This is a genomic window from Streptomyces sp. HNM0575 (assembly GCF_012726265.1).
Classification (GTDB): domain Bacteria; phylum Actinomycetota; class Actinomycetes; order Streptomycetales; family Streptomycetaceae; genus Streptomyces.
The window spans coordinates 790799-816173 of sequence record NZ_JAASAG010000001.1 but is presented as its reverse complement, the minus strand read 5'-3'; the positions used below and the strand labels follow the sequence as shown (position 1 = coordinate 816173).

Below are 25375 nucleotides of genomic sequence, written 5' to 3'. Positions count from 1 at the left end.
CGGCGTTCGCGACGGCGGACCGCCCCTCCGCCCCGCCCCTCTCTCAGCGTCCGCCCCGCCCCTCTCTCAGCGCAGGTGGCTCGTGTCGTTCAGCAGACGCAGCGACGCGTTGCCGTCTGCGTAGTACGCGATCGCCGACAGGCAGGCCGCCGACAGCTCCATGCGGAACAGCGCTACGGGCGGGGCGCCCAGTGCCAGCCGTACGAGCGTCTTGACCGGCGTGACGTGCGTGACGAGCAGCACCGTCCTGCCGGAGTAGCGGGCCAGCAGCCGGTCGCGCGTCACGGCGACGCGGTCCGCGACCGTCGCGAAGCTCTCGCCGCCGCCGGTCGGCCGTGCCTCCGTCGAGTCGAGCCACTTCTCCAGGTCGTCGGGGTAGCGGTCGCGCACCTCGGCGAACGTGAGACCTTCCCAGGCGCCGAAGTCGGCCTCCCGCAGGCCCTCGTCGACGCGGACCTTCATGCCGGTGAGCTCCGCGACGGCGGCGGCCGTCTCCTGGCAGCGGCGCATGGGCGAGCTGACGATCGCCTGGAGCGTGCCGCGGGCGGCGAGCAGTTCACCGGCCGCACGGGCCTGGCGCAGGCCCACGGGAGAGAGTTCGGGATCGGTGCCGCCGCTGCCCGAGAAGCGCTTCTCCGGGGTGAGCGCCGTCTCGCCGTGGCGCAGCAGCACGAACGTGGTGGGGGCGCCGAGGTCCGGGCCCCAACCGCTTTGCGGGGCGGCCGTCTCGGCCGCGTCGTCGCTGACGGGCACGGACCGTATCGATCCCCCGCCGGGCCCCTCGCCCGGCCCCTCGCCGGCCCCGGCCCCGGCTCCGGCCACGGCTCCGGCTCCGGCCGCACGCGCCGCCGCACGCGCCGCCTCGTCCGCCGCCTCCAGCTCCGCCGTGGAGGCGCCGGGCGACCACTCCTCGCCCCGCTTGCCCGCGTCCATCGCCTCGTTGGCGAGCCGGTCGGCGTGCTTGTTCTCCGCGCGGGGGATCCACTCGTAACCGGTGACCGACCCCGGCGGATAGACGCGCTGCGCCTCGGCGGCGAGCGGACGCATGTCCGGGTGCTTGATCTTCCAGCGCCCCGACATCTGCTCCACGACGAGCTTGGAGTCCATGCGCACCCGCACCGGGGCGCCCGGGTCCAGCTCGTACGCGGCACGCAGGCCCGCGATCAACCCCCGGTACTCGGCGACGTTGTTGGTCGCGATCCCGATGAACTCGGCCGTCTCCCGCAGCACTTCACCGCTCGCCGCGTCCTTTACGACCGCGCCGTAACCGGCCGGCCCCGGGTTGCCGCGCGAGCCGCCGTCCGCCTCCACGACGAAGCCGCTGCCGCCGCTGCCGCCGCGGCCTCCGCGCCCGGCCGCCATCACAGCCCGGACTCGGGCGTACGGACCAGGACCCGGCGGCAGTTCTCGCAGCGCAGCACGGCATCCTCGGGCGCTCCGCGCACATCGTTGAGCTCGGTGATGTTCAGCTCCAACTGACAGCCCTCGCAGCGCCGTTGATACAGCCGGGCCGCGCCGACGCCGCCCTGCTGCTCGCGGATCTTCTCGTACAGCTTCAGCAGGTCCGCGGGCACCGACCCCGCCGCGGACTCGCGCTCCTCGCGCACCGTGCCCGCCTCGGCGTCGAGCTCCGCCAGCGCCGCGTCGCGCCGTGCGACGGCGTCCTCGGACTTCGCCTGCACGGCCTCGACGCGCTGCGCGAGCTCCGACGCCCGCTCGGCGGCGGCCTCGTGGCGCTCCATGACCTCCAGGACCACGTCCTCGAGGTCTCCCTGACGCCTGGCGAGCGAGGCGATCTCGCTCTGGAGGTTCTCCAGGTCCTTCGGGTTGGTGACCTGGCCCGAGTCGAGCCGCTTCTGGTCGCGGGCGGCGCGCTGGCGCACCTGGTCGACGTCCGACTCGGCCTTGGTCTGCTCCCGTTCGGTGTCGCTCTCCTCCGTACGGGACGCGACGAGCAGGTCCCGCAGCTGGGCGAGGTCCGCCTCCAGGGACTGGATCTCCTCGTGCTCGGGCAGGTTCTTGCGCTTGTGTGCGAGCTGCGTCAGTCGCGTGTCCAGGGCCTGGACGTCCAGCAGTCGGATCTGATCGGCGGGCGCGGCGTTCAGTTGGGGGCTCCTGTGGTGATGTCGGCGTAGGCGCTGCGGTCGGGCGGGGTCGCGGCGTCCGACGACGCCGCGTGTGCTGTCCAGGGGTCGGTGACCGTACGCGAGACGTGCGTGCGCAGGCCCCAGCCGTGCCGGTCGGAGACCTCGTCGAGCTGGGCGGCGGCCTGCTCGCACCACGGCCACTCGGTGGCGAAGTGCGCGGCGTCCAGCAGCGCGAGCGGCGAGTGCTCGCGGGCCTCGGAGGCGGGGTGGTGGCGCAGGTCGGCCGTGAGATAGGCGTCGGCGCCGGCGGCGCGCACCTCGTCGAAGAGCCCGTCCCCGGAGCCGCCGCAGACGGCGATCGTGCGGATCGTACGGTCCGGATCACCGGCTGCGCGCACGCCCTGCGCCGTGACGGGCAGCCGCGCGGCGGCCCACTCCGTCAGCTCCGACAGCCGCATGGGGCGGGGCGGTTCGCAGACGCGGCCGAGCCCGCGGCGTCCCGCGGGGTCGGAGGCGTCCGGCACGAGGGGGCGCAGCACGCGCAGGTCGAGCGCGCCGGCGAGGGCGTCGGAGACCCCGGGGTCGGCGGTGTCGGCGTTGGTGTGGGCGACGTGCAGCGCCACGCCGTGCCGGATGAGCGTGTGCACGACCCGGCCCTTGAAGGTGTCGGCGGCGACGGTCGTCGTGCCGCGCAGATACAACGGATGGTGTGTGACGAGGAGTTGGGTGCCGAGCGCGACGGCCTCGTCGGCGATCTCCTGCACGGGATCGACGGCGAAGAGGACCCGGTCGACCCGGGCCCCGGGATTGCCGACGTCCCCGCAGACGGTGCCGACGGCGTCCCACTGCTCGGCCCGCTCGCGCGGCCAGAGGGCGTCGAGCGCGGCGATGACTTCGGAGAGTGCTGGCACGCGTGAAAGGCTACCTTCCGCCTCACCCGCACCGACCGGTCACCGCCCCACCGGGGGACGCGGGGGACAAGCGGCCGACACCGGCCCGTCCGGTGACGGCGGCACGCGGGTCCGGCCACGCGGTCCGGCTCCGCGGGCGCCGCCCGCCGGTAGCCGCGCGGGACGCCCGTGCCCGGCACGAAGCGAGACCCGCCGCCCGCCTTTACGGGCCACCGCTCCGCCGGGGGGGACAGAGGGGGCACGCGGCCGACGGACGGTGCGGGGCCGGCGGTGCCGCCGGGGCCCGAACGGCGGGGACCACCGCGGTGGTTGGAGGGACCGCGGGCGCGCGCCGGTTCGCGGTGCGGCTGCCGCGGGGCGGCGCCGGGGCGCCGCAGACGTACCCACTACCGACGTCCGGACCGGAGACCGGCGAGCCCGAGGGCTCGACCGCACAGCCACGCGGCACGCAGCGCGCATCCGGCCTGGCCCGCCCGAAATTCCGCCTCAACCGGCCGCAGGCCGCGGCCGAGCAGCCGTACACGCGCAGAGCGCGTGGCGCCGCGGGGCGACTTCGCAGCCGTATCCGGTACAGGCATCCGGCCGGGGACCGGCGGTCCCAAGGGCTCGACCGCACAGCCACGCGGCCACGCGGGCCTGCGGCGCGCAGCCCTGACCGGTCGACCTGACCCGGCCCGTCCGACGCTGCGCCTCGACCGGCCACTGGCTGCGGGCCGAGCGGCCGAACACGACGCGAAGCCCGCGGCGCCGCGGGCGTATCCGGTACAGGCGTCCAGCCGGGGACCAGCGGTCCCAAGAACTCGACCGCACAGCCACGCGGCACGCGTCCGGCCCGGCCCGCCCCGGCCGACACTGCGGCTCAACCGGCCACAGGCCGCAGACGGCGCGGCCGTACACGGCCAGAGCGCGCGGCGCCTCGGGGCGACTTCGCAGACGTATCCGCTACAGGCGTCCGGCCGGGGACCGGCGGTCCCAAGGGCCCGACCGCATGGCCACGCGGCCACGCGGCCCGCGGCGCGCAGCCCTGACCGGCCGACCTGACCCGGCCCGGCCCGGCCCGACATTCCGCCTCAACCGGCCACAGGCTGCGGACGGAACGGCCGTTCACCGCACGGCACCCCTTGGAGCACCGGGCCCTGCGCGGGCCGGAGCGCGCGGGACCGCGGGCGTGGAGGGCGCCTCCCGGGCGGTGCCCGGGAGGCGCGCGGAGGGGTGCGGAGCACAGTCGTGGGGGCTCGCGCAGACGATTCGTACTTCGGCCACTCATCCGCGTGAACGGTCCGAACTCTCGTTGTTGGGGCGGGAGTACGGCGCCTAGGTTCCTCACTGGAGGTGATCGACCCATGACCGCCTGTGCCCCCGAGAGCATCGCGGCCGCCGGACGGACGGCAAGGCACTCCACGTTCACGATCGCGGCGGACGGCGCCTACGCGGCGCGGCTCAACGCGTCCGCGGAGGGCGGCTGGTTCCCCGAGCGCTGGACTCTCGACGGCCCCGAGCCGTATGCGGTCCCGCTGCCCGGCGCCCGCCCCGAGGAGGCCGGCAGCCAGGTGCTGCCGCTCACCGACGGAAGGGTCCTGATCGCCCGGCGTGAGAGCGGCGTGCACAAGCTCGCCCTGCTCTATCCGACGGGGCCGTCCACCGGCGAACTCGCCCTGGGCGCCGTCGAGTCCGAGCGGCTGACGCTGCTGCCCCCGGCGCCTTGCGGGCGCAGGGCGTACGCGCTGACCGCCGGGGAGCGCTCCAGCGGCGTGTGGCTCGTCGCGGGCGGCGGTGACGGGGGGCCTCAGCTGGTCGCCGAGGTCCCGGGCCGCTGCGGAGGCGGCGCCTGGCTGGACCGCGAGGGCCGGCTGCTCGCCGTGGACCGTACGGACACGGGCGGCACGGGCCGTACGAAGACGGTCGCCGTCGACCTGGGCCGCGGCGGCGAGGTCAGCCCGCTGCTCCAGATCACCGACGAGAGCGACGACCGGCTGCTGCTGGCCGACGCGGACAGCGGCCTGCTGATCGTGCGGTCGGACGCGCCCGGTGAATCCCGGCTCGGCTGGGGCGTGCTGGGCTCCCACCGGCCGGTCCGCTTCCCCGAGTCGCTGCATCCCGAGGACGCCCTGCTGACGCCCTTCGCCGTTCAGCCGGGGCAGATGCTGCTGCCGGAGAGCTGCGCCGTCGCGCTGCACGGGCAGACGACGGGGGCGCGTGCCGGTGGTGCGTGGCTGGGCGTATGGCGGCCGATGCAGCGGGAGTTGAGGCGGTTCCGCGCTCCGGGAGGCTGGCTGCCGGGCAAGGGGGTGTGGACGCGCGAGGGCGAGCTGCGGCTGCCGTGCGCCACCGCGCACGCGCCGTGCGGGCTCGCACGGCTGCGGATGCGCGGCAGGAGCCCGGACACCGGCCCGGGAGCGACGGTCACCGGCACCGGTACGGGCGAGAGCCTGGGCGCGGGCGTGGACGTGAGCACCGTCGTCGGAGGCGACGCCGGGACGGCTCGGGGCGGCGGCGCCCAGGGCACCGGCGGGGCGGGGCCGTTCCCGCAGCGGGCTCACCGGGACGAGGGTGCGGCCGACGGTGCGCAGGCCGGTGCCGAGCGGGCGCCCGCGCCCGAAGAGGACGCCGGCACAAGGGAGTCGGCGTCCGCGGCACCCGCCGCACCCGCTGCACCCGCTGCACCCACAGCACCCCCGGCGCCCGCACCCGTTCCCGAGGCCTCCCCTTCCCCCGTACCGCCCGGCGCGCTGCCCCCGGAGGTCCCGCCCCGCCGGGCGAGAGCGCTGCGGCTGCCGGCACCGGCGGCGCCCGCCCACGATTCCGACGGCGTACGCCATGTCCAGGGCGCGCACCATGCACAGGGCGCCCCCGGCGCCCATGACACCCGCGCCGGGCATGACGGGCGCGCCGGGGGTGACGGGCGTGAGGCTCACATGGATGCGGGCGGCGGCACGGAACCGGCGGGCGCCGGAGACGGCGAGGACGCGGGGCACTTAGTGGGCGCCGCCGAGCAATGCGTACGCCGCAAGCCGGTGCCGCTCCAGGACGCCCCGCTGGCAACGGCCCTCCATGACGCGGTCGTTCGCGCGCGGACGGCCTGAGCAGCACGGGGACGCGCGTGAGACCCTGACCGGGTACCAAGCAGCAACGTGATCCACGGAGTTTTCCCGCGATGTCCGAGACCCAGACCGGGACCGAAACGTCGAGCAGTCAGGCATCGAACGCCTCAGGCAGGCACAGAGGGCGGGCCGCCGGTGCGGAGGAGCCCGCTGAGCACGCCCACGGCCGCCACCGGCGTCCCCAGCAGAGCGACTCGGACTGAAGCGAGGCGACTCGGACTGACCCGCGAGACGACGGACGGCGCCGCGGAGCGCGATAGCGACCCTGCGAACAGCCTTTGTTCGCAGGGTCGTTCAGCCCGGCGCCCCTTCCCCGGCGTCTCTTCGGCCCGTGAGGAGGAGTCCGCGTCCCGTCGGTCAGCAGCGCTGAGGCCCCTCAGGAGTGCGACTCAGGAGTGTGCCCTTCAGGAGTGTGCGACGACGGCGCCGGTCAGCACCGGGGCGTCGTCCCGTTCCGCCGCGGTGACCTGAAGCAGTACGCGCCCTGCTTCCCCGGCCCCGCCCGCGTCGCCCTGCCCGCCCGCGGCCCCGTGCCCGTCCGCCGGCTCCCGCCACATCCGCACGCGCAGCGTCTCGCCGGGGTAGACCACACCGGCGAAGCGCGTGCCGTAGCTGCGCACGCGCGTCACGTCACCGCCGAGCACGGTGTCGACGACGGCCTTCAGCACGATTCCGTACGAGCAGAGCCCGTGCAGGATGGGCCGGTCGAAGCCGGCGAGCGCCGCGAACTCGGGGTCGGCGTGCAAAGGGTTCCAGTCGCCGGACAGGCGGTAGATCAGCGCCTGGTCCTCCCGTACGGCGCGGCTGACCTCGGAGTCCGGCGCACGCTCGGGCGCACCGGTCCGTGACGAAGGGCCGCGTTCACCGCCGAAGCCGCCCTCGCCCCGTACGAACAGCTGCGCCTGCGACGTCCACAACGGGCCGTCCCCGTCGGCCACTTCGGAACGCAGCACGATGACGGCCGCCTTCCCCTTGTCGTACACGGCGGCGACCGACGACGTCTGCGTCGCGCTGCCGCCGGACGGCACGGGCCGGTGCGTCTCGACGGTCTGCGCGCCGTGCAGCACGGCCGCGAGATCGACGTCGATGCCGGGCGCCGCGAGCCCGTCCAGCACCCCGAGGCCGCCGCCCGCCACGGTCGCGAAGCTCGGCAGCACTTGCAGCCTGTCCTCCAGGGTGTAGCGCAGCTCCTGCGGGTCGGTCGCCGGTACGCCCGCGCCGATCCCGAGGTGGTACAGCTGAACGTCCTTGTGTCCCCAGGTGATCCGGCTGCTGACGGGCTCGGCGGACAGTGCCCGCTCCACGTCGATCGGCATCGCTGGTCAGCTCCTTTCCACGCCGGAGAGGATAGTCAGGCGGTCCTCTCAGGCCTCCGCGCCCTCGCTGCGGGAAGGGCTCGGCAGGACGAAGGCCGTGAGCACCGCGCACAGCAGCAGTACGGCGGCGGCGCTGCGGAAGGCGAGCCCGTATCCGGCGGCCAGCGTGGCGGGTCCGGTGGCGTCCCCTATGCGGGCGGCGGCGATCGTCGAGAAGACCGCGAGCCCCAGCGAACCGCCCATCGTCCGCGCCGTGTTGAACAGTCCGGAGACCAGCCCGGCGTCCGCGTGCGCCACCCCCGACATCGCCACCGACGCCAGCGGCGTGCCGGCCAGGCCGCTGCCGAGCGCCATCAGCACGCCGGGCCCGGTGACCGTGTCCAGGAAGCCGCCGCCCGCGTGCATGCCGCTCTGCCACAGACATCCGGCGCCCGCCAGCACGACTCCCGTCACCGCGACGGCTCGCGCACCGCAGCGTGCCATCAGACGGGGCGCGGTCTTCGCGCCGATCACGATGCTCAGCGACTGCGGCAGGAAGCCGAGACCGGCCTGAAGCGGCGTGTAGTGCAGCACGTTCTGCATGTAGAGCGACAGGAAGTACCACATGCAGAACAGGGCGCCGCCGCACACGAACATCGTCCCGTTCGCCGCCGAGACGGCTCTGCTGCGGAAGAGCCGCAGCGGCACCAGCGGGGCACGCGTACGCGCCTCGACGGCGGTGAACAGCGCCAGCAGCACCGCCCCCACCGCCAGCGGCCACAGCACCGAGGGCGCCGACCAGCCCGCGTCCTGCGTACGTACGATCCCCCAGGCCAGCGCGCCCAGTCCCAGCGTGACCAGCAGCGCGCCGGGCAGGTCGAGGCGGCGCGGGGCCGCGGCGTCCCGGCGCTCCTCGACCCACACCGCGGCGGCCAGCAGCACCAGGGCGCCCACGGGCACGTTGATCAGCAGCACCCAGCGCCACGAGAGGGCGCCGGTGAGTACCCCGCCGACGAGGCCGCCCGCCGCGCCGCCGCCGGCGCCGACCGCGCTCCAGGTGGCGATCGCGCGCGTACGGGCGCGGCCGGGCGGAAAGGCCGTGGTGAGGATGGTCAGGGTCGCCGGGGCGAGCACGGCGGCTCCGGTGCCCTGGAGCGCGCGGGCGGCCAGCAGATGCCAGGGCTGCTGGGCCAGGCCGCCGAGGAGGCTGGCGGCGGTGAACAGGGCGAGCCCCACCAGGAACGTCCGCTTCCGGCCATAGACGTCGGCCGCCCGTCCGCCGAGCAGCATCAGGCCCGCGAAGGCCAGGGTGTAGCCGTTGAGTACCCATTGCAGGCCTGCGGCGTCCATGCCGAGGCCGGCGCGCATGGACGGCAGCGCGACGTTGACCACGGAGACATCGAGCACGACGAGGAACTGACCGGCGCACGCGGCGAGTAGGACGATCCACAGGCGGGCGGGGGCGCCGGGGCCGCCGGAGGCGGCGGCAGTGTCGGAGCCCGGGCCAGGGCCGCGGCCGGAGGCGGGGCCGTGGCCGCCGGTGGCGTCGGAGCCGGTGCCGGTGCCGGTGCCGGTGCCGGGACCCGGGCCCGGGCTGCGGCCGGGACCCGGGCCGCGACCGGAGGCGGGGCCCGCGCCGCCGTCGGCGGCCGTAGCGTCGGAGCCCGGGCCGCCGTCGGCGTCCGGAACGGGAGCGGTCTTGTCTGCCATCGCCGTCATGCTCGCAGCTGCCCGCACGGGCACCCACCGGACATCCCGGCGTCGAGGACGGTGCGGGACCTCAGTGGCCCGCGCCCGCCCCTCGTCCGTCCCCTGGCCCTTCCGCCTCTCCCGTCCGCGCAGGCCCCGGGCCCGGGCCCGAGTCCGACCCCGGCCGCACGGACTCCGGACGCACGGACTCCGCCCGCTCGCGCTCCGACTCCGGCTCCCACAGCGCGTGTTCGCGGCGCGCCCAGGCGCGGCCCGCCCGCCCCGTACGCATCGCACGGCGCGCCTCGGGCTGTGCCCCCGCCATGGCGAGGTGCGCGGCGAGCACGACGCCGACGGTCAGCGCGAGCCAGTCGTGCACGAACGTCGCACTCGTACGCCACACCAGCGGCGTGAGCCCGGTGAACCACATCAGCAGCCCGGTGCCCGCCATCACCAGCACGGCGCCCGCGATCCAGGCGGCGAAGACCTTCTGCCCGGCGTTGAACTTCCCCGCGTCCCGGCCCCAGTCCTCTCCGGGCGGCGGGTACGGGCGGCGGGCGCGCCGGGCCCTTCGCAGCCAGCGCCGGTCGTGCGGCCCGAAGCGGTTGAGGCGGCGCAGATCGGCACGGAGGGCGCGTGAGCCCAGGCCGAGCAGCACCGGCACGGGCAGCAGCAGACCCGACCACTCGTGGAGGGTCACCATGAGGGCGCGGCGTCCCGCGAGTTGGGCGAAGCCCGGTACGTACAGACAGAGCGCGGTGGCCACGCACATCCCCATGAGCACGGCCGTGGCCCGGTGGCACCAGCGCACGGACCGCGCGAAGCGCACCACGTCGGCGGACGGCGCCCGCCCCTCGGACACCTGCCCCTCGGACACCTGCCCCTCGGACACCTGCCCCTCGGACACCTGCCCCTCGGACACCTGCCGCTGGGACACCTGCCGGTCAGGCGGCTGTCGGAGCATCGTCCCGCCCGTTCGACCTGCCGACCCAGCCGTCGACCGAGTAGCCCCGCTCCTCCCAGTAGCCGGGCTGCACTTCGCGGGTGAGCGTGATGCCGGAGAGCCACTTCGCGGACTTGTAGAAGTACATGGGCGCGACGTACAGCCGTACGGGGCCGCCGTGTTCATGGCCGATGTTCTTGTCCTGCATGCGCAGCGCGACCAGCACGTCGTCCCTCAGCGCCTGCTTCAGCGTCAAGCTCTCGCTGTAGATCCCGTCGAAGCAGGTGAAGCGCACGGCCGTGGCCTCCGGCCGTACTCCTGCCAGTTCGAGGACGTGGGAGAGGCGGACCCCTTCGAAGGGCGTGTGGGGCACCCGCCAGCCCGTGACGCACTGCACGTCGCGCACCATGCGCTGTTGCGGCATCGCGCGCAGGTCCGCCAGGGAGTGGTGGGCGGGGCGGTCGACGAGGCCGCCGACGGCCAGTCCGTAGTCGCGGGGCCCGCGGTGCGGTACGGAGGGGGCGACCGAGTAGTAGCGGAATCCGCCGCCGTTGGGCAGCAGTCCCGTGACGCCCGTCGGGTCCTTGCCGGATACGGCACCGAGCACGCTCTCCGTGCCGCGCTGAACGTACGGGGCGGAGACCAGCCCCGCGGCGCCCAGTCCGAGCATGCCCAGCACCAGGCGCCGGCCGACGGGGGAGCCTTCGCCGTCGGACGGGGCGTCCGGCGCGGGCGTCGAAGACGTCACGTCCGGTGCCGGTGCCGGTGCCGGTGTCGCGGGCGCTGAATCGGCTGTGTCCACAAGGCGATTCGAGCACCGCGGAACTCGCGGCGCCAGCGACTGCTCACAACCGTCAGACTTCCGTCATCTCCCGGCCCGCACCCGCCGTGCGCCGCCGCCTGCACCCGCCCGGAAGCCGTACGGCAGCATGAACGGCGTGAACCGCCCGGTCAGGCCGCCGCACCGGCCCGCCGCCGCCCGCCCTCAGCACCGAACCCCCGACGACCCGAAGGAGCGCGATGAGCCCGCCCGACGAGCAGCCGCATCCCACCCCCGCGACGTTCGCCGCGTTCGAGGCCGCGAAGGGCTTCATGCCCGCCGACGAGGGCCTGGCCCTGTACGCCGCCGCGTCGGAGGCCGCGCGCCTGGGGCTGCCGCTGCTCGAAGTGGGCACGTACTGCGGCCGTTCCACGCTTCTCCTCGCCGACGCCGCGCGCGCCGCGGGCGTCACCGCCGTCACCGTCGACCACCACCGCGGCAGCGAGGAGCAGCAGCCGGGCTGGGAGTACCACGACCCGGACGTCGTCGACCCGCACACCGGGCTGATGGACACCCTCCCCGTCTTCCGGCGCACCCTGCACGGGGCGGGCCTGGAGGAGCACGTCGTCGCCCTCGTCGGGCGCTCGCCGCGTGCGGCCGCGCTGTGGGGCAGCCCGCTGGGTCTCGTCTTCATCGACGGAGGCCATACCGACGAGCACGCCACCGCCGACTACGAGGGCTGGGTGCCGCATCTCACGGACGGGGGCCTGCTCGTGGTGCACGACGTCTTCCCGGACCCGGCCGACGGTGGTCAGGCGCCGTACCGCGTCTACCGGCGGGCACTGGATTCCGGTGCGTTCAGGGAGATTTCGGTGACGAGGTCGTTGCGGGTTCTGCGACGTACGGGCACGGGGCTCTGATCGGACGACTAGCATCCTGGACGTGTCAAACGGAAGCCCGACCCCACCCGATCCGTCCAGCCCAAGACCAGGCGACGGCACCGGCCGAGAGCCGGGCGCCGGGTGGTCCCCGGAGTATGCGGAGTCTCCGCGGGCCGAGGGGCCGCGCCGGTCCCGCAGGTTGGGCAGGCGCCTGCTGATCGCGCTGGGGGTGCTGGCTCCGACGTGCTTCGCGGCGTGGCTCGTGTGGCAGTCCGCCGACCAGCCGGGCGGCGGGGCGGGCGGCTCCGCGCCGACGCTGATGCCGCTGCCCGACCACTCTCAGCCGGGCGGCGGCGACGGATCGGACGCTTCGGGCGGCGGTAGCGGCGGTGGCAACGGGGGCGGCGCACAGGCCGGTTCGGGAACCGGCAGGAAGCCGCTGGCCGGTAAGACCGTCGTGATCGACCCGGGTCACAACCCCAACAACCGCAAGCACGCCGCGGCGATCAACCGCAGCGTCAGCATCGGCACAGGCCGCAAGGAGTGCGACACCACCGGCACCGCCACCGCCTCCGGGTACTCCGAGGCGGAGTTCACCCTCGACCTGGCCCGCCGCGTACGGGCGGGGCTGCGCGCGAAGGGCGCGACGGTGGAGCTGACCCACAACGGGCGGCGCCCGTGGGGCCCTTGCGTCGACGCGCGTGCGCGTGCGGGCAACCAGGCGGACGCCGACGCCGTCGTGTCGCTGCACGCCGACGGTGCGCCCGCAGGCCGCCGCGGATTCCACGTGATCCTGCCGGAGTCCGTGAACGAGGGAGTCGCCGACACCCGCCCCATCGTGGGCCCCTCACGCACCCTGGGACATCAACTGGCGGACTCCTTCCGCCGGTTCACCGGCTCGAAGCCCGCGTCGTACGCGGGTGACGGCGAAGGCACCGACACACGCGCGGACTTGGGCGGGCTCAACCTCAGCCGCGTGCCCAAGGTCTTCCTTGAGTGCGGCAACATGCGCGATCCGCGGGACGCCGCCGACCTCACCGACCGCGGATGGCGGGTCCGGGCGGCACGCGGAGTCGTGGAGGGCATCTCGGACTACCTCACCGAGGAACGCTGAAGACGCAACCTCCGCGCACCTCCGCGCACCTTCCGTGCGGCGCTCCGCGCCACCGCCGCACCACCGTGCACTGAAGTCGCCCCGCCTGGGCGGTCCCTGTACCCATCCGTACGATGGGGTGCTACCCCGGCAGAGACCACAGACCGTATGAAACCCACTAAGGACGCCAAGTGAACATCCGCTCGCTCACACGAGGCGATGGCGCGGTGATCGGGGCGGCGCTGCTGCTGCTGATCGCCTCCTTCTTCCCGTTCTTCGACTACGACGGCGCCTGCCCCGTCGATTCCTGCACCGTGTCCGCCTGGTCACGCTCCACGCTTCCGATGCTGCCGACCGTGCATCTGCTCGGCGTCGTCGCCGCCGGTCTCTTCCTCGCCGCGCGTCTGCTGCCGGAGGGCCGCAAGCTGCTGGGGCTCGCACTGGACCAGTGGGGTCTGGTGCTCTGCCTGGTCGTGGGCTGGGCCGGCGTCTGGTCGGTGGTCGCCGCCGTCTTCCCGGCGCTGGAGCAGCCCGGTTCGTCCGCCGACCCGAATGAGAAGTGGGTACTCGCCGCGGGCGCCTATCTGACGCTCGTGCTCTCGCTCGCGCTCGCCGCGGTCGGCGCCCTGAGCACGACGGTCGCCGCCCTGAAGGCGCCGCTGCTGCCCGCGTCCAAGCCCACGCCGTACGGCGCACCGCAGCAGGGCGCATACGGTTACCCGGGCGGGCCGCAGCCGGGGCAGCCCGGTCCGTACGGCGGCCAGCCGCAAGGCGGTTACGGATATCCGGGCGGTGCCCAGCCGGGGCAGCCCGGGCAGCAGCAGGGGCAGCCGGGCGCACCGCAGCAGGGACAGCCCGGCGCGGCGCAGGGGGGCATGCCCGGACAGCCGGGGGCGCAGCAGGCACAGCAGCCCGGTGGTCCGGCGGCAGGCGGGGGCGCCCCGGACCCGGCCTTCCAGCCGTTCTGGTTCGCGGTGCCGGTCACCCGGCCGCTCTTCGGCGAGGACGGCACTCCCCAGCCGGTCGCCGAACTGGCCCCCGGCACCTGGTACTTGGCGGTCGAGCAGCGCGGTGGCGCGCTGATCGCGCAGACCCAGGACGGCCGTCGCGGCGTCCTCCAGGACACCTCCGGCATACAGCGCGGCTGAGCCACCGGCCGAGCACGAGCCCGGGCGGGCCGCCGCCCGGTCCCGACGGCCGCTCCCGCCCGCCGGTCCCGCCCGCCGGTCCCGCCCGCCCTCCGCGTCCTGCCGTACGGCCACGGCCCCTCCCCCGGTTCCTTCCGGTCCATCGGTTCGTTCCGGTCCACCGGTTCGTTCCGGCGGGAGGGGCCGTTGCCGTTCCCGGAGGGCTCTCTCGGTCGGGAGCCGGGCCTTGGGCAGCCGCTCCCGCCCAGCTCAGGAAACTTTCCTAACGAATCGCTTGTAGCCGCCGTGCCGGGGTCACTAGGTTCACTCGTCGAACGGCTAGATGCGTCAACTCCCTCAACTCCCCAGAAGGGTGTGCCCCCCACATGCGCAAGAGCCTCATTGCCGCCGCCGGCGGATCCGGTGTCTTCCTCGCGGCAGCGCTCCTGATCCCCTCGGCGGTCGCGACACCGGGCGACAGCACCACCGCGACCGGCCGGTCCGGCAGCGCCGACGCCGGCGTGACCTCCAAGGACACCAGGGAAGGTTCGGTCAGCGCCGCCGACCTGCTCGCCAAGGTCAAGGACTGCAAGCAGATCTCGAACGGCAAGTACAAGACGGACGAGGAGGGTTCGGCCTCGATCCCGGTCTGCGACACCGACAGCGCCGTGTTCTGGAAGGGGGACATGGACATCGACTGCGACGGTGTGGAGACCGAGCAGTGCAACAAGGACGCCGACCCGGCCTACCAGGACGACACCGCCTTCCACACGTCCGACGACCAGCCGCTGAACGCCGAGAAGATGCCCTACGTCGTCGTGCCGAGCAAGAGCGACATCTGGAACTTCGCCGACTCCGGCATCAAGGGCGGCGGCATCGTCGCCGTCATAAGCGGCGACAAGGTCACGTACGCGGCCGTCGGCGACACCGGCCCCGAGGAGATCATCGGCGAAGCCTCCTACGCCACCGCCGACTCGCTCGGCATCGACCCGGACCCGGCCACGGGCGGAGCGGAGTCCGGCGTCACCTACATCGCGTTCAAGAACTCCAAGACGGACGCGATCGAGGACCACGCGAAGACGGTCGAACTGGGCGACAAGCTGGCCAAGGACTTCGTGGGCGCCAACTAGCCCGTAACTGACGGACGTTTGGGACTCACTGTCTCCGAGGTGGTGTATGCAATGCGGCCGCCGTGGCACCGGTGCCCAACTCTGCTGCAACGGGAACTCGTCAGCGGTTGGGGTCGGTGGCCCTCTCGGTGAGGCCGCATTGCTCCTCGGATCGATCCGGCGTCTTGACCGTCTCGTCGTCGGCCGGCTCCGCCGGGATTGAGCGCAGCGATCGCACCTGGCTGAAGAGCGTCCACAGCATCGAGGTGAAGACACCGGCGGCCGCGAGGACCAGCGTGTGCTGGAGCCCGAGCGCGGTGCTGGCGATGGCACCACCCAGCAGTGAGCCCACCGGCTCTACGCCCCAACTGGCCACCCGGATCACCGAGGTGACCCGCCCCAGCATCGCCGACGGGACCAACGCTTGCTTGATCGTTTCGCTGAGAATCAGGTTCACGATCACTGAGAACGACCACAGCGCCGTGGACGCCCCCACCAGGACGGCCGAGAGCGGTTCGCGGAAGAGCTGCGCGGCCGGCACGAGGACGGCGGCGGCGCCGGGGACCGCGTACGCGACGGTCAACACCGCGCCGTAGCCGAAGCGTTCGGCGACCCGGCTGCTGATCCACGCCCCGAGCAGGCCGGTCACCCCGCCCGCCACATTGAGGAGCCCGATCATCAGCGGACTGAACCCGAGCACCTTGACCAGATAGAGCATGTAGACCGCGAAGAACATCGCGGTGAAGAGGTTGAAGTGCGTCGCGGCGAGCATCATGGGACGCTGCACGCGATCACGGAGGACGAGGGTGAAACCGGCGACGATGGCGCGGAAGTGCGGCTCCTCGGAAGCGCCCTCACCGGGCGGCGCCTTCGGCAGCCGCCGGAGTGCGACCATGCTCACGAGATAGCTGAAGGCGTCCGCGAGAATCGCCAACGGCGCCCCGAGCACCTGCACAAGGGCGCCCGCGAGTCCCGGGCCGACCGTGTCGGAGACCGAGATGGTGCTCTGCATCCAGGAGTTGGCCCCGACCAGGCGCCGTCGTCCCACCAGCGTGGGGACGTAGCCCGCCATCGCCGTGTCGAAGAGCAGCGACAGCCCGCCGACGGCGAAGGTGACCAGGAGCAGCAGCCACAGGTGCAGGGAGTCGAGCAGATACGCCGCCGGCACCGAGAGCAGCAGCACGCACCGCAGGACGTTGGCCGCCTGCATGGCCGTGCGGCGGTCCATTCCGTCGACCCACGCTCCGATGGACGGCCCGAACAGCAGCACGGCCAGCGAGCCCGCCGCACCGAGCAGTCCCATCTCCCAGGCGTTCGCGTCCAGCACGAGTACGGCGACGAGCGGCAGCGCGAACAGCGTGACCTGGCTGCCGATGAGCGAGGCGGACTCGCCGGTCCAGAGACGGAAGAAGCCGGTGGCAGCGAGGTCCTGGCGAGCCGTGCGGGACGGCACCGGGGGTTCGCCGGACGCATCTGGGCCGTGCGCGGGAGGCGACGGAGGGAGTTCGGGCTCAGCGGGGCTCGGCATCGTCCATCCCGTCACGGTCGCAGTGGCTCTCGTCCAGGGCGGGGGCGAACGTGACCTCGAACAACTCCCCTTGTACGGCCAGCACCGCGGGGAACTCGTTCCTGGCTAGCGCTGCCGCGTCGGCCGACTCTCGTCGCTGCCAGTCCCCGCCACCGTCCGGCCAGTGAATCACAAGGCGGTTCACGCCGGGCACGGTTGCGGATTCGGGTACTTCGAGCTGCGCGCACCGCCAACTCCCGTCCTGCGCGGGCGGCGTGCCGAGGTGACGGCCGTTCAGCGTGACCCCGGCGGCCGGCCCGGTGGCTCCGGGTGTGCGGTGGACCAGGGTCAGGACGCCGGCGGTGGGGCGGGCCAGTGCGAACCCGAGGGTGGTGGCCGGGGCGAAGCACTGGAGATAACTGCGTTCGGGCCGGTGGTTGGGAGGCCGGAAGGAGTCGTCGAGGAGCCCCTGTTCGGCAGCGGCCAGGAGGTCCCGGCCGTCGGCCGGCTCCGCGTCGTCGGCGGCCGGACTGCCGTACAGCTTGTCGAGAACCTCGCGCAGCGACCACATGCCCAGCGTCTGTGCCTGCCGGGTCAGCATCGGAGCGAGATAACGGCCGGCGTGCGGGAGCCCGGTCAGGGCTTCGACCGCGGGATGTGCCCAGACCGGCCCGTTCGAGCCGAGGACGTCGTGCAGCGCCGCGGTCTCCCCGGGTGCTCCCTCGGCGGCGATGTGTACCAGTTCGGCCACCCGCTCCCGGGGCTGGGCGTAGAAGCTGTTGTGTACCGCGGCCAGCAGCGCGGCGACGGAGCGTTCGTGCGGGGAGACCCCCGGGCCGGGGGAGGTGCTGCCGGCCGGCAGGTCCAGCAGGGCGTCTGCCACCGCGGCCGCCAGCAACTCGATCCCCCGGTCGCTGAGATGGCAGTAGTCCAGGAAGTATCCGGGATCGGGCAGCGCCATACCCCCCTCTTCGGCACTCCTGACGTGCCCCCGTCCGGTCCCCGGCTCCGGCGGGCGCCGTAGGACGGTGTCGAGGTCTACCGTGGCGAAGCCGTGTTCCGCGGCGCACTCCCGCATCAGCCGCCGGAGTGCGGACGTGACGCGGGGGGTGTGGGTCGTCAGCAGGCCGCATGCCGCGTCGCGGGCGGCCTCGTAGCCCTGCCGGGCCCGCGCCGCATCGCCCAGGACCTGGGCCGCCGCGCCGGAGAGGTGCCCCGGGACATGACTGGTGCCGCGGTCCAGGACGGTCATCTCCTCGGCGCAGCGCAGGACTGTGTGCGGGTCCCCGGAGTCGCGGGCCTTCTCGGCCTCCTCGCGCAGGTGGCGCCACCGGGCCAGCGGAGCCGGAGCGAGCGGAGGCAGTTCCAGCTGCGGGTCGGGCGCCCATCCGCTCAGATTGAACTGGGGGATCACGACAACGACCCGCGCTCCGGCTGTGCCCGCCGCCCCGGCCAGTCGCCGGAACAGGCGGCGTGCCGCGGGAGCGACGATCCGCTCCAGGAGGCAGTCCCGCATGCCTGGGTAGCCGCCGTCCCGCAGGGCGGCGGCGAGCAGGTCCAGGTGCGCGGGGGTGTGGTCGGAGAGCACCCAGTTGTTCCCCGCGTACAGCACGACGGCATCCGGACGAAGCCTGGGCAGCCGGACGACGAGCGCGTCCAGCTGCTGGAGTGTCGCTCCCGTCTGGGCCAGGTCGATGCACTGGAAGCCGTCCGGCGCCGCCGTCTCCAGCCGACTCTTCAGCGCCGAGACCGGAGTGAACACCGGGTCGAGCAGAAAGCCGCGGGCGCTGGATTCGCCGAGGAACACCACGCGGCGGGACCGACCGTTGGCGGGCACGTCGCCGACGTCCGCCCAGGTGCGGGCCTCGTCGGCGGGCAGTTCCCGGCGCCGCAGCGCGGCGCCCTCAGCCGTGTCCACCACCGTCCATGGGCCGACCGCTGCGTCCTCGGGTCCCGTGCCCGCCCCGAAATCAGAACCGGAACCAGTCCCGACGGACGTCGGGGCGCCAGCGGTGTGCGCTCTTGCGGTTACGAGGGCGAGCTTCTGCATCTCAGCGAGAATGCGGGCGCCACGCTCGTCGGACAGGAGCCGGGCGAGTCGGTCCGCCCGCGCCATGAAGCGGGGATCCGGCAGATTCTCCATGAGGCTCCTACAGGAATGAGTAGACGTCGCGGCTGATGGGCGGTCGGCGATAGGGGAGCAGCTCTTCCAGCCGCTCGGCCCAGTGGCCCGGAATGTCCTCGCGCAGCACCAGGTGGTCGCCGAGGACGAGCACGTCGAGATCGGACCGTACGAAGCAGACGAGCGCGTCGACCGGTCCCGCGACGATTGGCTCGCCCCGCATGTTGAAGCTGGTGTTCAGCAGGATCGGGAATCCGGTCCGCCTCCCGAAGGCGCTGAGCAGACCGTGGAAGCGGGCGTCCTGGGCGCTGTTGACGGTCTGCACCCGGGCGCTGCCGTCGACGTGAGTGATGGCGGGTAGGTCCGCCCCCCGGCGTACCGTCGTGGTGTCGAGCATGAAGGGGGAGGGCTCGGCCAGTTCGAAGAACTCCTCGCACCTCTCCTCCACCACCGCCGGGGCGAAAGGACGGAACGCCTCGCGCTTCTTGACCAGTGCGTTGATCCGGTCGCGCATCTGCGCGTCGCGCGGGTCGGCGAGGATCGAGCGGGCGCCCAGCGCGCGGGGGCCGAACTCCATCCGGCCCTGGTACCAGCCGACGACGGCTCCGTCGGCGAGCAGGGCCGCCGTGCGGTCGAGCAGCCCGGCCTCGTCCCCGGTGAAGTCCGAGTACGGCACCCCGGCCCGGCGCAGCCAGCCCCGCGTCCGGCCGGTGTCGCCGCGCGGGCCCAGCTTGACGTCCGTGAGCCGGCGGGGCTCGAACTCACCGGTCAGGGAGTGGTGCACCATCGCTGCCGCGCCGATCGCCCCACCGGAGTCGCCGGCTGCGGGCTGGACGAAGACCTGCTCGAACGGCCCCTCCTCACGGATGCGCCGGTTCGCCACGCAGTTGAGGGCGACCCCGCCGGCGTAGCTCAGACAGGAGTCGCCTGTCTCCCGGTGCAGATGACGCAGTTTGCGGAGCAGAATCGCCTCCAGGACCTCCTGCAGACTGGCGGCGACGTCGGTGTGGAACTGCGTGATCTCCGATTCCGGGTCGCGGGCCGGGCCCTCCAGCAGATCAGCCAGCCGGTCGGTGAACATCGGCCCGTGTCCGCTGAAGTCGAAGTAGCCGAGGTCCAGCCGGAACTGGCCGCCGTCCTCGTCCTGTACGAGCCGCGCGAGCCGCTCGGCATAGCGGGGGCTGCCGTACGGGGCCAGACCCATGACCTTGTACTCGTCGCTGTTGACGGCGAACCCGAGATAGGAGGTCACCGCGCTGTAGAACAGCCCGAGGGAGTGCGGGAAGGCCACCTCCTCCAGCAGCTCGACGCCGTCCGGGCCGCCACGGCCGTAGGACGTCGTCGTCCACTCGCCGACCGCGTCAGCGGTGAACAGCGCCGAGGTGCGGAAGCCGGACTGGTAGAACGCGCTGGCCGCATGCGCCTCGTGATGCCCGACGGCGGTCACCGGCCCGGTGAAGCCGAGGAGTTCCTCGATCTGCCGGAAGGGCCGGTCGGCGTCGAGCCGGAAGAGGGCTGCGGGTGAGGTCTCGGGCAACGCGGGCAGGCCCATCCACAGCTGTCGGGCGAGCTTCCGCTCCGGCCGTTCGTAGTAGGCGACATGGTCCACGTCGCTGATGCGCACACCCGCGTCGCGCAGGCATGCCCGTACGGCCCGGGTGGGCATGGCCTGGTCGAACCTGCGCCGCGAGAAGCGCTCCTCCTGAGCCGCCGATACGACGTGCCCGTCCACCAGCACGGCGCAGGCGGAATCGTGGTACAAGGCGGAGATCCCGAGGATGATCACGCGTGCCGTCCCGTTCTGTGTGTCGTCACCGTGGGCGCCGTGGCTGTCGACGGCGGGGTGCCGGGTGTCGCCGTCGCCGCGCCCGCCTCCTGGGCAGGCCGGTGCCCGACGCAGTCGCAACGAGCGGTTCCGGCCGTCTCGCTGCGGCCGGACCCGCCGGTGCCGAGGACATCCAGCACGACCCGGCGCCCGTGGCTCTCGCACCTTCCGGTGCCCAGGAACAGCAGCGCGTCCCGCGCGACATAGGCGGCGATGAGCGCGTTCGTGGGTCCGAAGGAATAGGGAGTGGGCTCGCTCCGACTTTCCAACTCTCGTTCGGTGGAGCTGAATCCGGCGGACCGGCGCACCTCGAAACAGGGCAGGCAGTGCCCCGCGGCCGGGTCCAGGAGCGGGCCGAAGTAGCCGGTGTCCAGTCCGACCGCCCCGCCTAGCAGCGCGGTGCCGGTCGCGCTGCTCCACTCCCAGGCGGTCTCCCCGATGTTCCGCGGCCGGTCCGCGGCAAGCAGCAGCAGATCGAGCGAAGCGGGCAGCGCCGCCAGATCCGCAGCCGTTTCCACACGGCGTTCCACGCTGCGTACGTCCACCTCGGGGACGAGGCGGCGCAGCGCGTCGGCAGCCGCCTCCGTCTTCGGCCGGCCGACATCGGCGGAACCGAAGAGGTACTGGCGGTTGAGGTTGTGCACGGCCACGCGGTCGTGGTCGATCAGCCACAGCCGGGGTACGCCGGCGGCGGCCAGCTGCTGTGCGGCCGGGGCCCCGATGCCGCCGACGCCGAGGATGCCCACCTCGCTGGTGCGCAGCCGTTGTTGGGCGGCCTGCCCGTCCGGGGTGACGCCGGTGAACCAGCCCACCTGCCGGTCCCAGGGCACTCCCGCCTCGCGGTGGGCCGGCTCACGGGTCAGCCAGCCGAGGGCGTCCAGCTTGCCGAGCAGCGCACGGACCCGGTCCGGGGAGGCGTGGGCGCCGAGTGCCGCGGCGGTGGTACCGCAGCGGAGCGCTCCGACGGCGTCGGTGATCCATCCGGCGCGCGAGGAGACGCGCAGCGCTTCGCGTCCCCGTACGAGGAGCACACTGCCGCCCTGCTGCACACATCTGACGGACTCGACCAGCCGCACTTCGTCAGACGCGGACATCGTGCTCTCCCGCGGTCGCCGCCTCGACCAGCATTCCCGCACCCAGGAGATTGCTGAACAACCTATCCGCGGTGCTCTCGCCCGCCCGCGCCGCGAGCTGACGCCGGGTGAAGGCCGAACCGCGCACATACGGGCGCAGGATGGCCGCCGCCTTCGCGGGAACCCGCACCCGTTCGCGGGTGCGCATGTTGGTGCACACCAGTGCGCCGTCGATCTCCAGCAAGTCGAGTTCCTCGACGGCGAAGCGCAGCACGTCGTCCGGTTCCGCGCCGAGCGGGCGCGCGGCGCGGTAGCCGCGGCTGTTCACGGATTCCGCGAACTGCCGGTAGCGGCGGTGGATCTCGGCACGCTGCCCGGGCGTCATCGCCGGGTCGGTGTTCTGCAGGTGGTTGAGGGCGTACTGGGCCTGCCCTGAGGAGCCCCCGACAGCGCTCACCTCCAGCCCGAACCGCTCCGGGAAACGGCCGACGTTGGAGGAGCGCGTGGCCTCGAAGGGGAACACCGAGACCGACCGCAGCGAGTCGGCGAACTCGGCCACGTCGTCGAGCGCGGTGATCGCCTCCTCGTAGGTGGTGCTGGGCAGGTCGGGGATGAGGTTGACGATCAGCGGCAGACCGACGTCCCGCGCGTCGCGCAGGAAGCGCAGATTCTCCTCGCGGTCCGCGGACTTGTGGACCAGTTCCAGCACCCGGGTGATGGTCGTCTCCATGCCGACGACCAAGAATTCGCAGCCCGACCGTGCCATCAGTTCCAGCAGCTCGCGGTCGAACCGCCGGTCCACCATGGCGAACGAGCTCCAGGTGATGTCCAGTCCGCGGTCCAACAGCCCCTGGCACACCCGGCGGGCGAACGCCGGTGGGATGGACTCGGTGATGAACGTGAACCGGCTGCTTCCGAACCGCTCCACCAGATCGCTCAGTTCGTCGAGGAACGGGCCTGGGTGCCGGCCTCGGAAGGGCGGACTGCCGTCGTACAGCTCGATGAAGTCGCAGTAATCGCACTTGCCCCAGTAGCAGCCGCGGGCCTGAGTCACCGCGAGGGTGGGCGCGGCCAGCAGTGACAGGGCCTCCCTCGGGTACTGCGGCATGGGCAGGGTGTTGAGGTTCGGGCCGGCTCCGGGAGCGTTGTGGCGGGGCCCCTCGGCGGACAGGTGGCTGACACCCGCGACCCCGCCCGGGTCCCAGGCGTCGGCGACGGCCTGTTCGGCGAGCTCCAGCAGTGGGCGTTCCCCGTCGAAGCGGACGACGCAGTCGACCGCGGGGTGCGACCGGAGCAGCCGCCCGAGGTCGTCGGTGTCCATCAGGCTCAGCGCCGGACCGCCGAGCACGACCGGCGCCGTCAACCCCAGCGCCTTCACCTGCTCTGCCAGCAGAAGGGCCGGCAGCAGTTGCGGTCCCATCGGCACGGAGATGCCGATGAGCGAGGTGTCCTCCGGGATGCGGGAGGCAAGGCCGGCCTGCGCGTAGAACTCGTCGTAGGCGGCGACGACCGGACGGCCGCGGTCGACGGGACCCAGCGCGCTCTCGTCCGGATCGACCAGATACGGACCGGAGAGCAGGCGCACGAGGTACCCGTACGGGGACTCCGCTCCGAAGTCGTGGCGCCCCTGCCCGTCGAAGACGCTGTCGTGGGAGCGCGCAAGCCAGCGGGCGGCCGCGCCCGCCATCGTCTCAGGGCCGACCTCGGGGGGCCGGCCCCCGGTGTGACGCGCACGCTCCAGCAGCCAGACGGCGAACTCCTCGTTGAGGTCCGCCTGTTCGGTGTCGATGCCGGCCGCTTCGAGATAGGCGGCGAGCACGGCGGTGGAAGGGTAGAAACTGCCGAAGTTGGTGTCCACCAGGGGTGGGAACGCCAGCCAGGTCCGGGCACTTGTCACTCGGTGCACGAGAGTCTCCGTCGGAATAGTGGACTGTGGACGGGTGCGGGGTGGCCGACGTCGGTCATGAGGGGGCTGGCTCCAAGAGCCGTTCGAACCTCAGGAGGCCGGAGCCGCTGAGCGGAGGACCGCCGAGGCGTGGCGAGCGGAGATATTGGGCGCGGACCTGGGCGAGCGGGATCTTGGGCACCGTCCACCACCACCGGGCTTCCGCGTCCCGCCACCGCTCCGCAGCCTGCTCCGGGTACGCACAGCCCTCGGCGAGGTCCAGCAGCCGGTCGAACTCCGCGTCGGCGAAGGCGTTCTGGCGGGCGGCCCGGCCGGTGGAGCGCCAGAAGGACAGAGTGCCGGCGGGATGGTCGAAGAAGGGCGAGGTCAGCGAGTACAGCAGGCAGAAGTCGCGGTCGGCGGAGGCCCGGACATAGGTGTCGTAGCTCAGTCTGACCGCGTCGACCGGGACGCAGAGGGCGTCGCGCAGCTGCCGTGCCAGTTCTTCCGCCGCCTCGGCGTTCGGCGCGAAGTCCGAGTAGGCGATCTCCAGCCCATGGTGGGTGGCGCGCCGCAAAGCGGAATGCCCGGCCACCGGCGTGCCGTGCCGCTCGTGCGCGCCGGGCGACCAGGGCAGGAGGAGGCCGTGGGTGCAGCGCTCCAGCGCGGCCCTGTCGATGAGCCGGGACAGCGCACGGCGAAGGCCGGGCCGTCCGACGAATCCGGGAGCGCGCCCACCGAAGTCCAGCGAGGCGAAGACCGAGATGGGACGCCCGACCGCGTCCTTGCGGCCGGTACAGCGCGCCACTTCGGGGACGCCGAAGCCGGTGGTGGCGGTCATGTCCAGCTCGCCGGACAGGTACCGGGTAATTGCGTCCTCCGCTCTGCGCACCAGGACGAAGTCGAGTTTCTCCGGGCCGGATTCCTCGCGCTTCCAGTGCGGGTTGCGGACGAGCGCGATGCGTTCCTTCTCCCAGCGGCGGACGCAGTAGGGGCCCAGAGCCGGATTGCCCAGCACGCCCTTTCTGTCCGGGTGCAGCGGCGCGAAGTCGGGAGTGGAGAACAGCTGCCGTGCGAAGGCGACCGGTCTGCTGAACCGGTACTCCACCGTCAGCGGACCGACCTCGGCGGCGGGCGGCGCGCCGCCCGAGTGGTCCATGAAAGTGCGGGCCGTGTTGGAGCCGCGTCGCAGGGCGTGCCCGATGCCGCGTACGGCGTCCTTGGCCCGCAGCGGCGTCCCGTCCGACCAGCGGAGCCGGCCGTCGAGCCGGACGCGCCACAGCCTGCCGTCCTCGTGAGAGGTCAGCGCCTCCGCCGAGCCGCCCTCCGCGTCTCCGGCTGAGACCAGCGGCAGGAGTACGCCCTCGGCGATGAACCGGGCGCTGTAATCCACCGGAAGATGCAGGTCACGGATGAGCGGCATGGCGTCCAGAGCAAATGTCGCACCGGTGCCCATCGCCCGCTCCCCCATTGACTCGCGTTGCTTCCGGGACTGTCGCACTTCCCAGATCCGCGGCGGGGCGGAGCCCGCCGTGGACCTGGGCGCTGAAGTCAGCAGCGGTTCACAAAAGCAAGCTGCTCATTCAGAGTCACCTGCTCGAAATCCAGCTCCTCATCCATCTCGAGGGCCGGGGCTGCCTCGACAACCATCTCGACGTCGTTCATTGAATTCACCCCCCATCGACCTCGTAGCGCCTACGTAATAGGGTCGATGCGAGGGCTGTCAATACATCCATGGAAAGCGGGGCAGACTTCTTCTCTCGTCCGAGGTTGATCGGAATATTCCATTCCGTAGAGAATCCGCAGGTTGCTGTGGTGGAATCCTCCCGTCCGCGCTCCAATTCGTGGCGTACGCGGGTGCCGGCCGGCACGCGAAGAAGCCAGCGGGCATGTTCTGCGGCGCTCCGAGGTTTATTCGCGGACATCGCTACAACCGGATCACTGAATTCCGTTCGGCCCGTTCCACA

At 73.0% G+C, this 25375-nt stretch carries 17 protein-coding genes and 1 pseudogene; 5 read left to right on the top strand and 13 right to left on the bottom strand.

What is annotated here, in order from left to right:
* Positions 1-66: 66 nt before the first annotated feature.
* From HCC61_RS03325 to HCC61_RS03315, 3 genes are read right to left on the bottom strand one after another with little or no spacing between them, the layout of a single operon-like run.
* Complete coding sequence (locus HCC61_RS03325) at positions 67-1362, bottom strand: bifunctional RNase H/acid phosphatase (RefSeq protein WP_169133661.1); 1296 nt, start codon at positions 1360-1362, stop codon at positions 67-69.
* A complete protein-coding gene (locus HCC61_RS03320) occupies positions 1362-2105 on the bottom strand; it encodes a C4-type zinc ribbon domain-containing protein (RefSeq protein WP_206322082.1) in 744 nt (247 codons plus the stop codon). Before HCC61_RS03320 ends, HCC61_RS03325 begins: the two co-directional genes overlap by 1 nt.
* Positions 2102-2998 carry a Nif3-like dinuclear metal center hexameric protein gene (locus HCC61_RS03315; RefSeq protein ID WP_169133660.1) on the bottom strand — a complete coding sequence of 299 codons (897 nt, stop codon included), beginning with the start codon at positions 2996-2998 and terminating at the stop codon, positions 2102-2104. Before HCC61_RS03315 ends, HCC61_RS03320 begins: the two co-directional genes overlap by 4 nt.
* A gap of 1343 nt (positions 2999-4341) precedes the next feature.
* On the opposite strand from HCC61_RS03315, the gene HCC61_RS31410 reads away from it, so the two are divergent.
* Positions 4342-6081 (top strand): hypothetical protein, encoded by a 1740-nt coding sequence (locus tag HCC61_RS31410; RefSeq protein WP_346776995.1) that lies wholly within the window; start codon positions 4342-4344, stop codon positions 6079-6081.
* Between the two features lie 422 nt (positions 6082-6503).
* Here HCC61_RS31410 and HCC61_RS03305 read toward each other — a convergent pair whose 3' ends face one another.
* The 4 genes and pseudogenes from HCC61_RS03305 to HCC61_RS03290 all read right to left on the bottom strand — a co-directional run bounded on the left by HCC61_RS03305 (position 6504) and on the right by HCC61_RS03290 (position 10696).
* A complete protein-coding gene (locus HCC61_RS03305) occupies positions 6504-7415 on the bottom strand; it encodes a MaoC/PaaZ C-terminal domain-containing protein (protein ID WP_169133659.1) in 912 nt (303 codons plus the stop codon).
* A gap of 48 nt (positions 7416-7463) precedes the next feature.
* Entirely contained in the window at positions 7464-9104 is a 1641-nt protein-coding gene (locus tag HCC61_RS03300) for a DHA2 family efflux MFS transporter permease subunit (protein ID WP_169133658.1), read from the bottom strand.
* 211 nt (positions 9105-9315) lie between these two features.
* Positions 9316-9915, bottom strand: a pseudogene (locus HCC61_RS30470) (cytochrome b/b6 domain-containing protein); the annotation flags it as partial.
* 112 nt (positions 9916-10027) lie between these two features.
* Complete coding sequence (locus HCC61_RS03290) at positions 10028-10696, bottom strand: molybdopterin-dependent oxidoreductase (RefSeq protein WP_206322081.1); 669 nt, start codon at positions 10694-10696, stop codon at positions 10028-10030.
* Between the two features lie 350 nt (positions 10697-11046).
* On the opposite strand from HCC61_RS03290, the gene HCC61_RS03285 reads away from it, so the two are divergent.
* From HCC61_RS03285 to HCC61_RS03270, 4 genes are all read left to right on the top strand, one after another.
* Entirely contained in the window at positions 11047-11706 is a 660-nt protein-coding gene (locus tag HCC61_RS03285; protein ID WP_169133656.1) for a class I SAM-dependent methyltransferase, read from the top strand.
* A gap of 160 nt (positions 11707-11866) precedes the next feature.
* Positions 11867-12781 carry an N-acetylmuramoyl-L-alanine amidase gene (locus tag HCC61_RS03280; RefSeq protein WP_240968361.1) on the top strand — a complete coding sequence of 305 codons (915 nt, stop codon included), beginning with the start codon at positions 11867-11869 and terminating at the stop codon, positions 12779-12781.
* Between the two features lie 170 nt (positions 12782-12951).
* The gene (locus tag HCC61_RS03275; protein ID WP_169133654.1) at positions 12952-13908 is read left to right on the top strand and encodes a hypothetical protein; all 957 of its coding nucleotides are present in this window, start codon (positions 12952-12954) and stop codon (positions 13906-13908) included.
* Positions 13909-14273: 365 nt separating this feature from the next.
* Positions 14274-15017, top strand: coding sequence for a glycoside hydrolase family 75 protein (locus tag HCC61_RS03270; RefSeq protein ID WP_169133653.1), 744 nt, complete (start codon positions 14274-14276; stop codon positions 15015-15017).
* Positions 15018-15117: 100 nt separating this feature from the next.
* On the opposite strand, the gene HCC61_RS03265 is transcribed toward HCC61_RS03270, so the two are convergent.
* Genes HCC61_RS03265 through HCC61_RS03240 form a run of 6 tightly spaced genes read right to left on the bottom strand, consistent with a single transcriptional unit; the run spans position 15118 to position 24831 of the window.
* Positions 15118-16524, bottom strand: coding sequence for an MFS transporter (locus tag HCC61_RS03265; RefSeq protein ID WP_169133652.1), 1407 nt, complete (start codon positions 16522-16524; stop codon positions 15118-15120).
* Positions 16508-18646 carry a hypothetical protein gene (locus tag HCC61_RS03260; RefSeq protein WP_169133651.1) on the bottom strand — a complete coding sequence of 713 codons (2139 nt, stop codon included), beginning with the start codon at positions 18644-18646 and terminating at the stop codon, positions 16508-16510. Before HCC61_RS03260 ends, HCC61_RS03265 begins: the two co-directional genes overlap by 17 nt.
* Before the next feature lie 7 nt (positions 18647-18653).
* Positions 18654-20411, bottom strand: coding sequence for a carbamoyltransferase C-terminal domain-containing protein (locus HCC61_RS03255; RefSeq protein ID WP_169133650.1), 1758 nt, complete (start codon positions 20409-20411; stop codon positions 18654-18656).
* Complete coding sequence (locus HCC61_RS03250; RefSeq protein ID WP_169133649.1) at positions 20408-21544, bottom strand: ThiF family adenylyltransferase; 1137 nt, start codon at positions 21542-21544, stop codon at positions 20408-20410. The genes HCC61_RS03255 and HCC61_RS03250 overlap by 4 nt, the downstream gene beginning before the upstream one ends.
* Entirely contained in the window at positions 21531-23429 is a 1899-nt protein-coding gene (locus HCC61_RS03245) for a radical SAM protein (protein WP_169133648.1), read from the bottom strand. Before HCC61_RS03245 ends, HCC61_RS03250 begins: the two co-directional genes overlap by 14 nt.
* A gap of 55 nt (positions 23430-23484) precedes the next feature.
* Positions 23485-24831, bottom strand: a complete 1347-nt coding sequence (locus HCC61_RS03240; protein WP_169133647.1) for an ABC transporter substrate-binding protein — start codon at positions 24829-24831, stop codon at positions 23485-23487.
* Between the last annotated feature and the right edge of the window lie 544 nt (positions 24832-25375).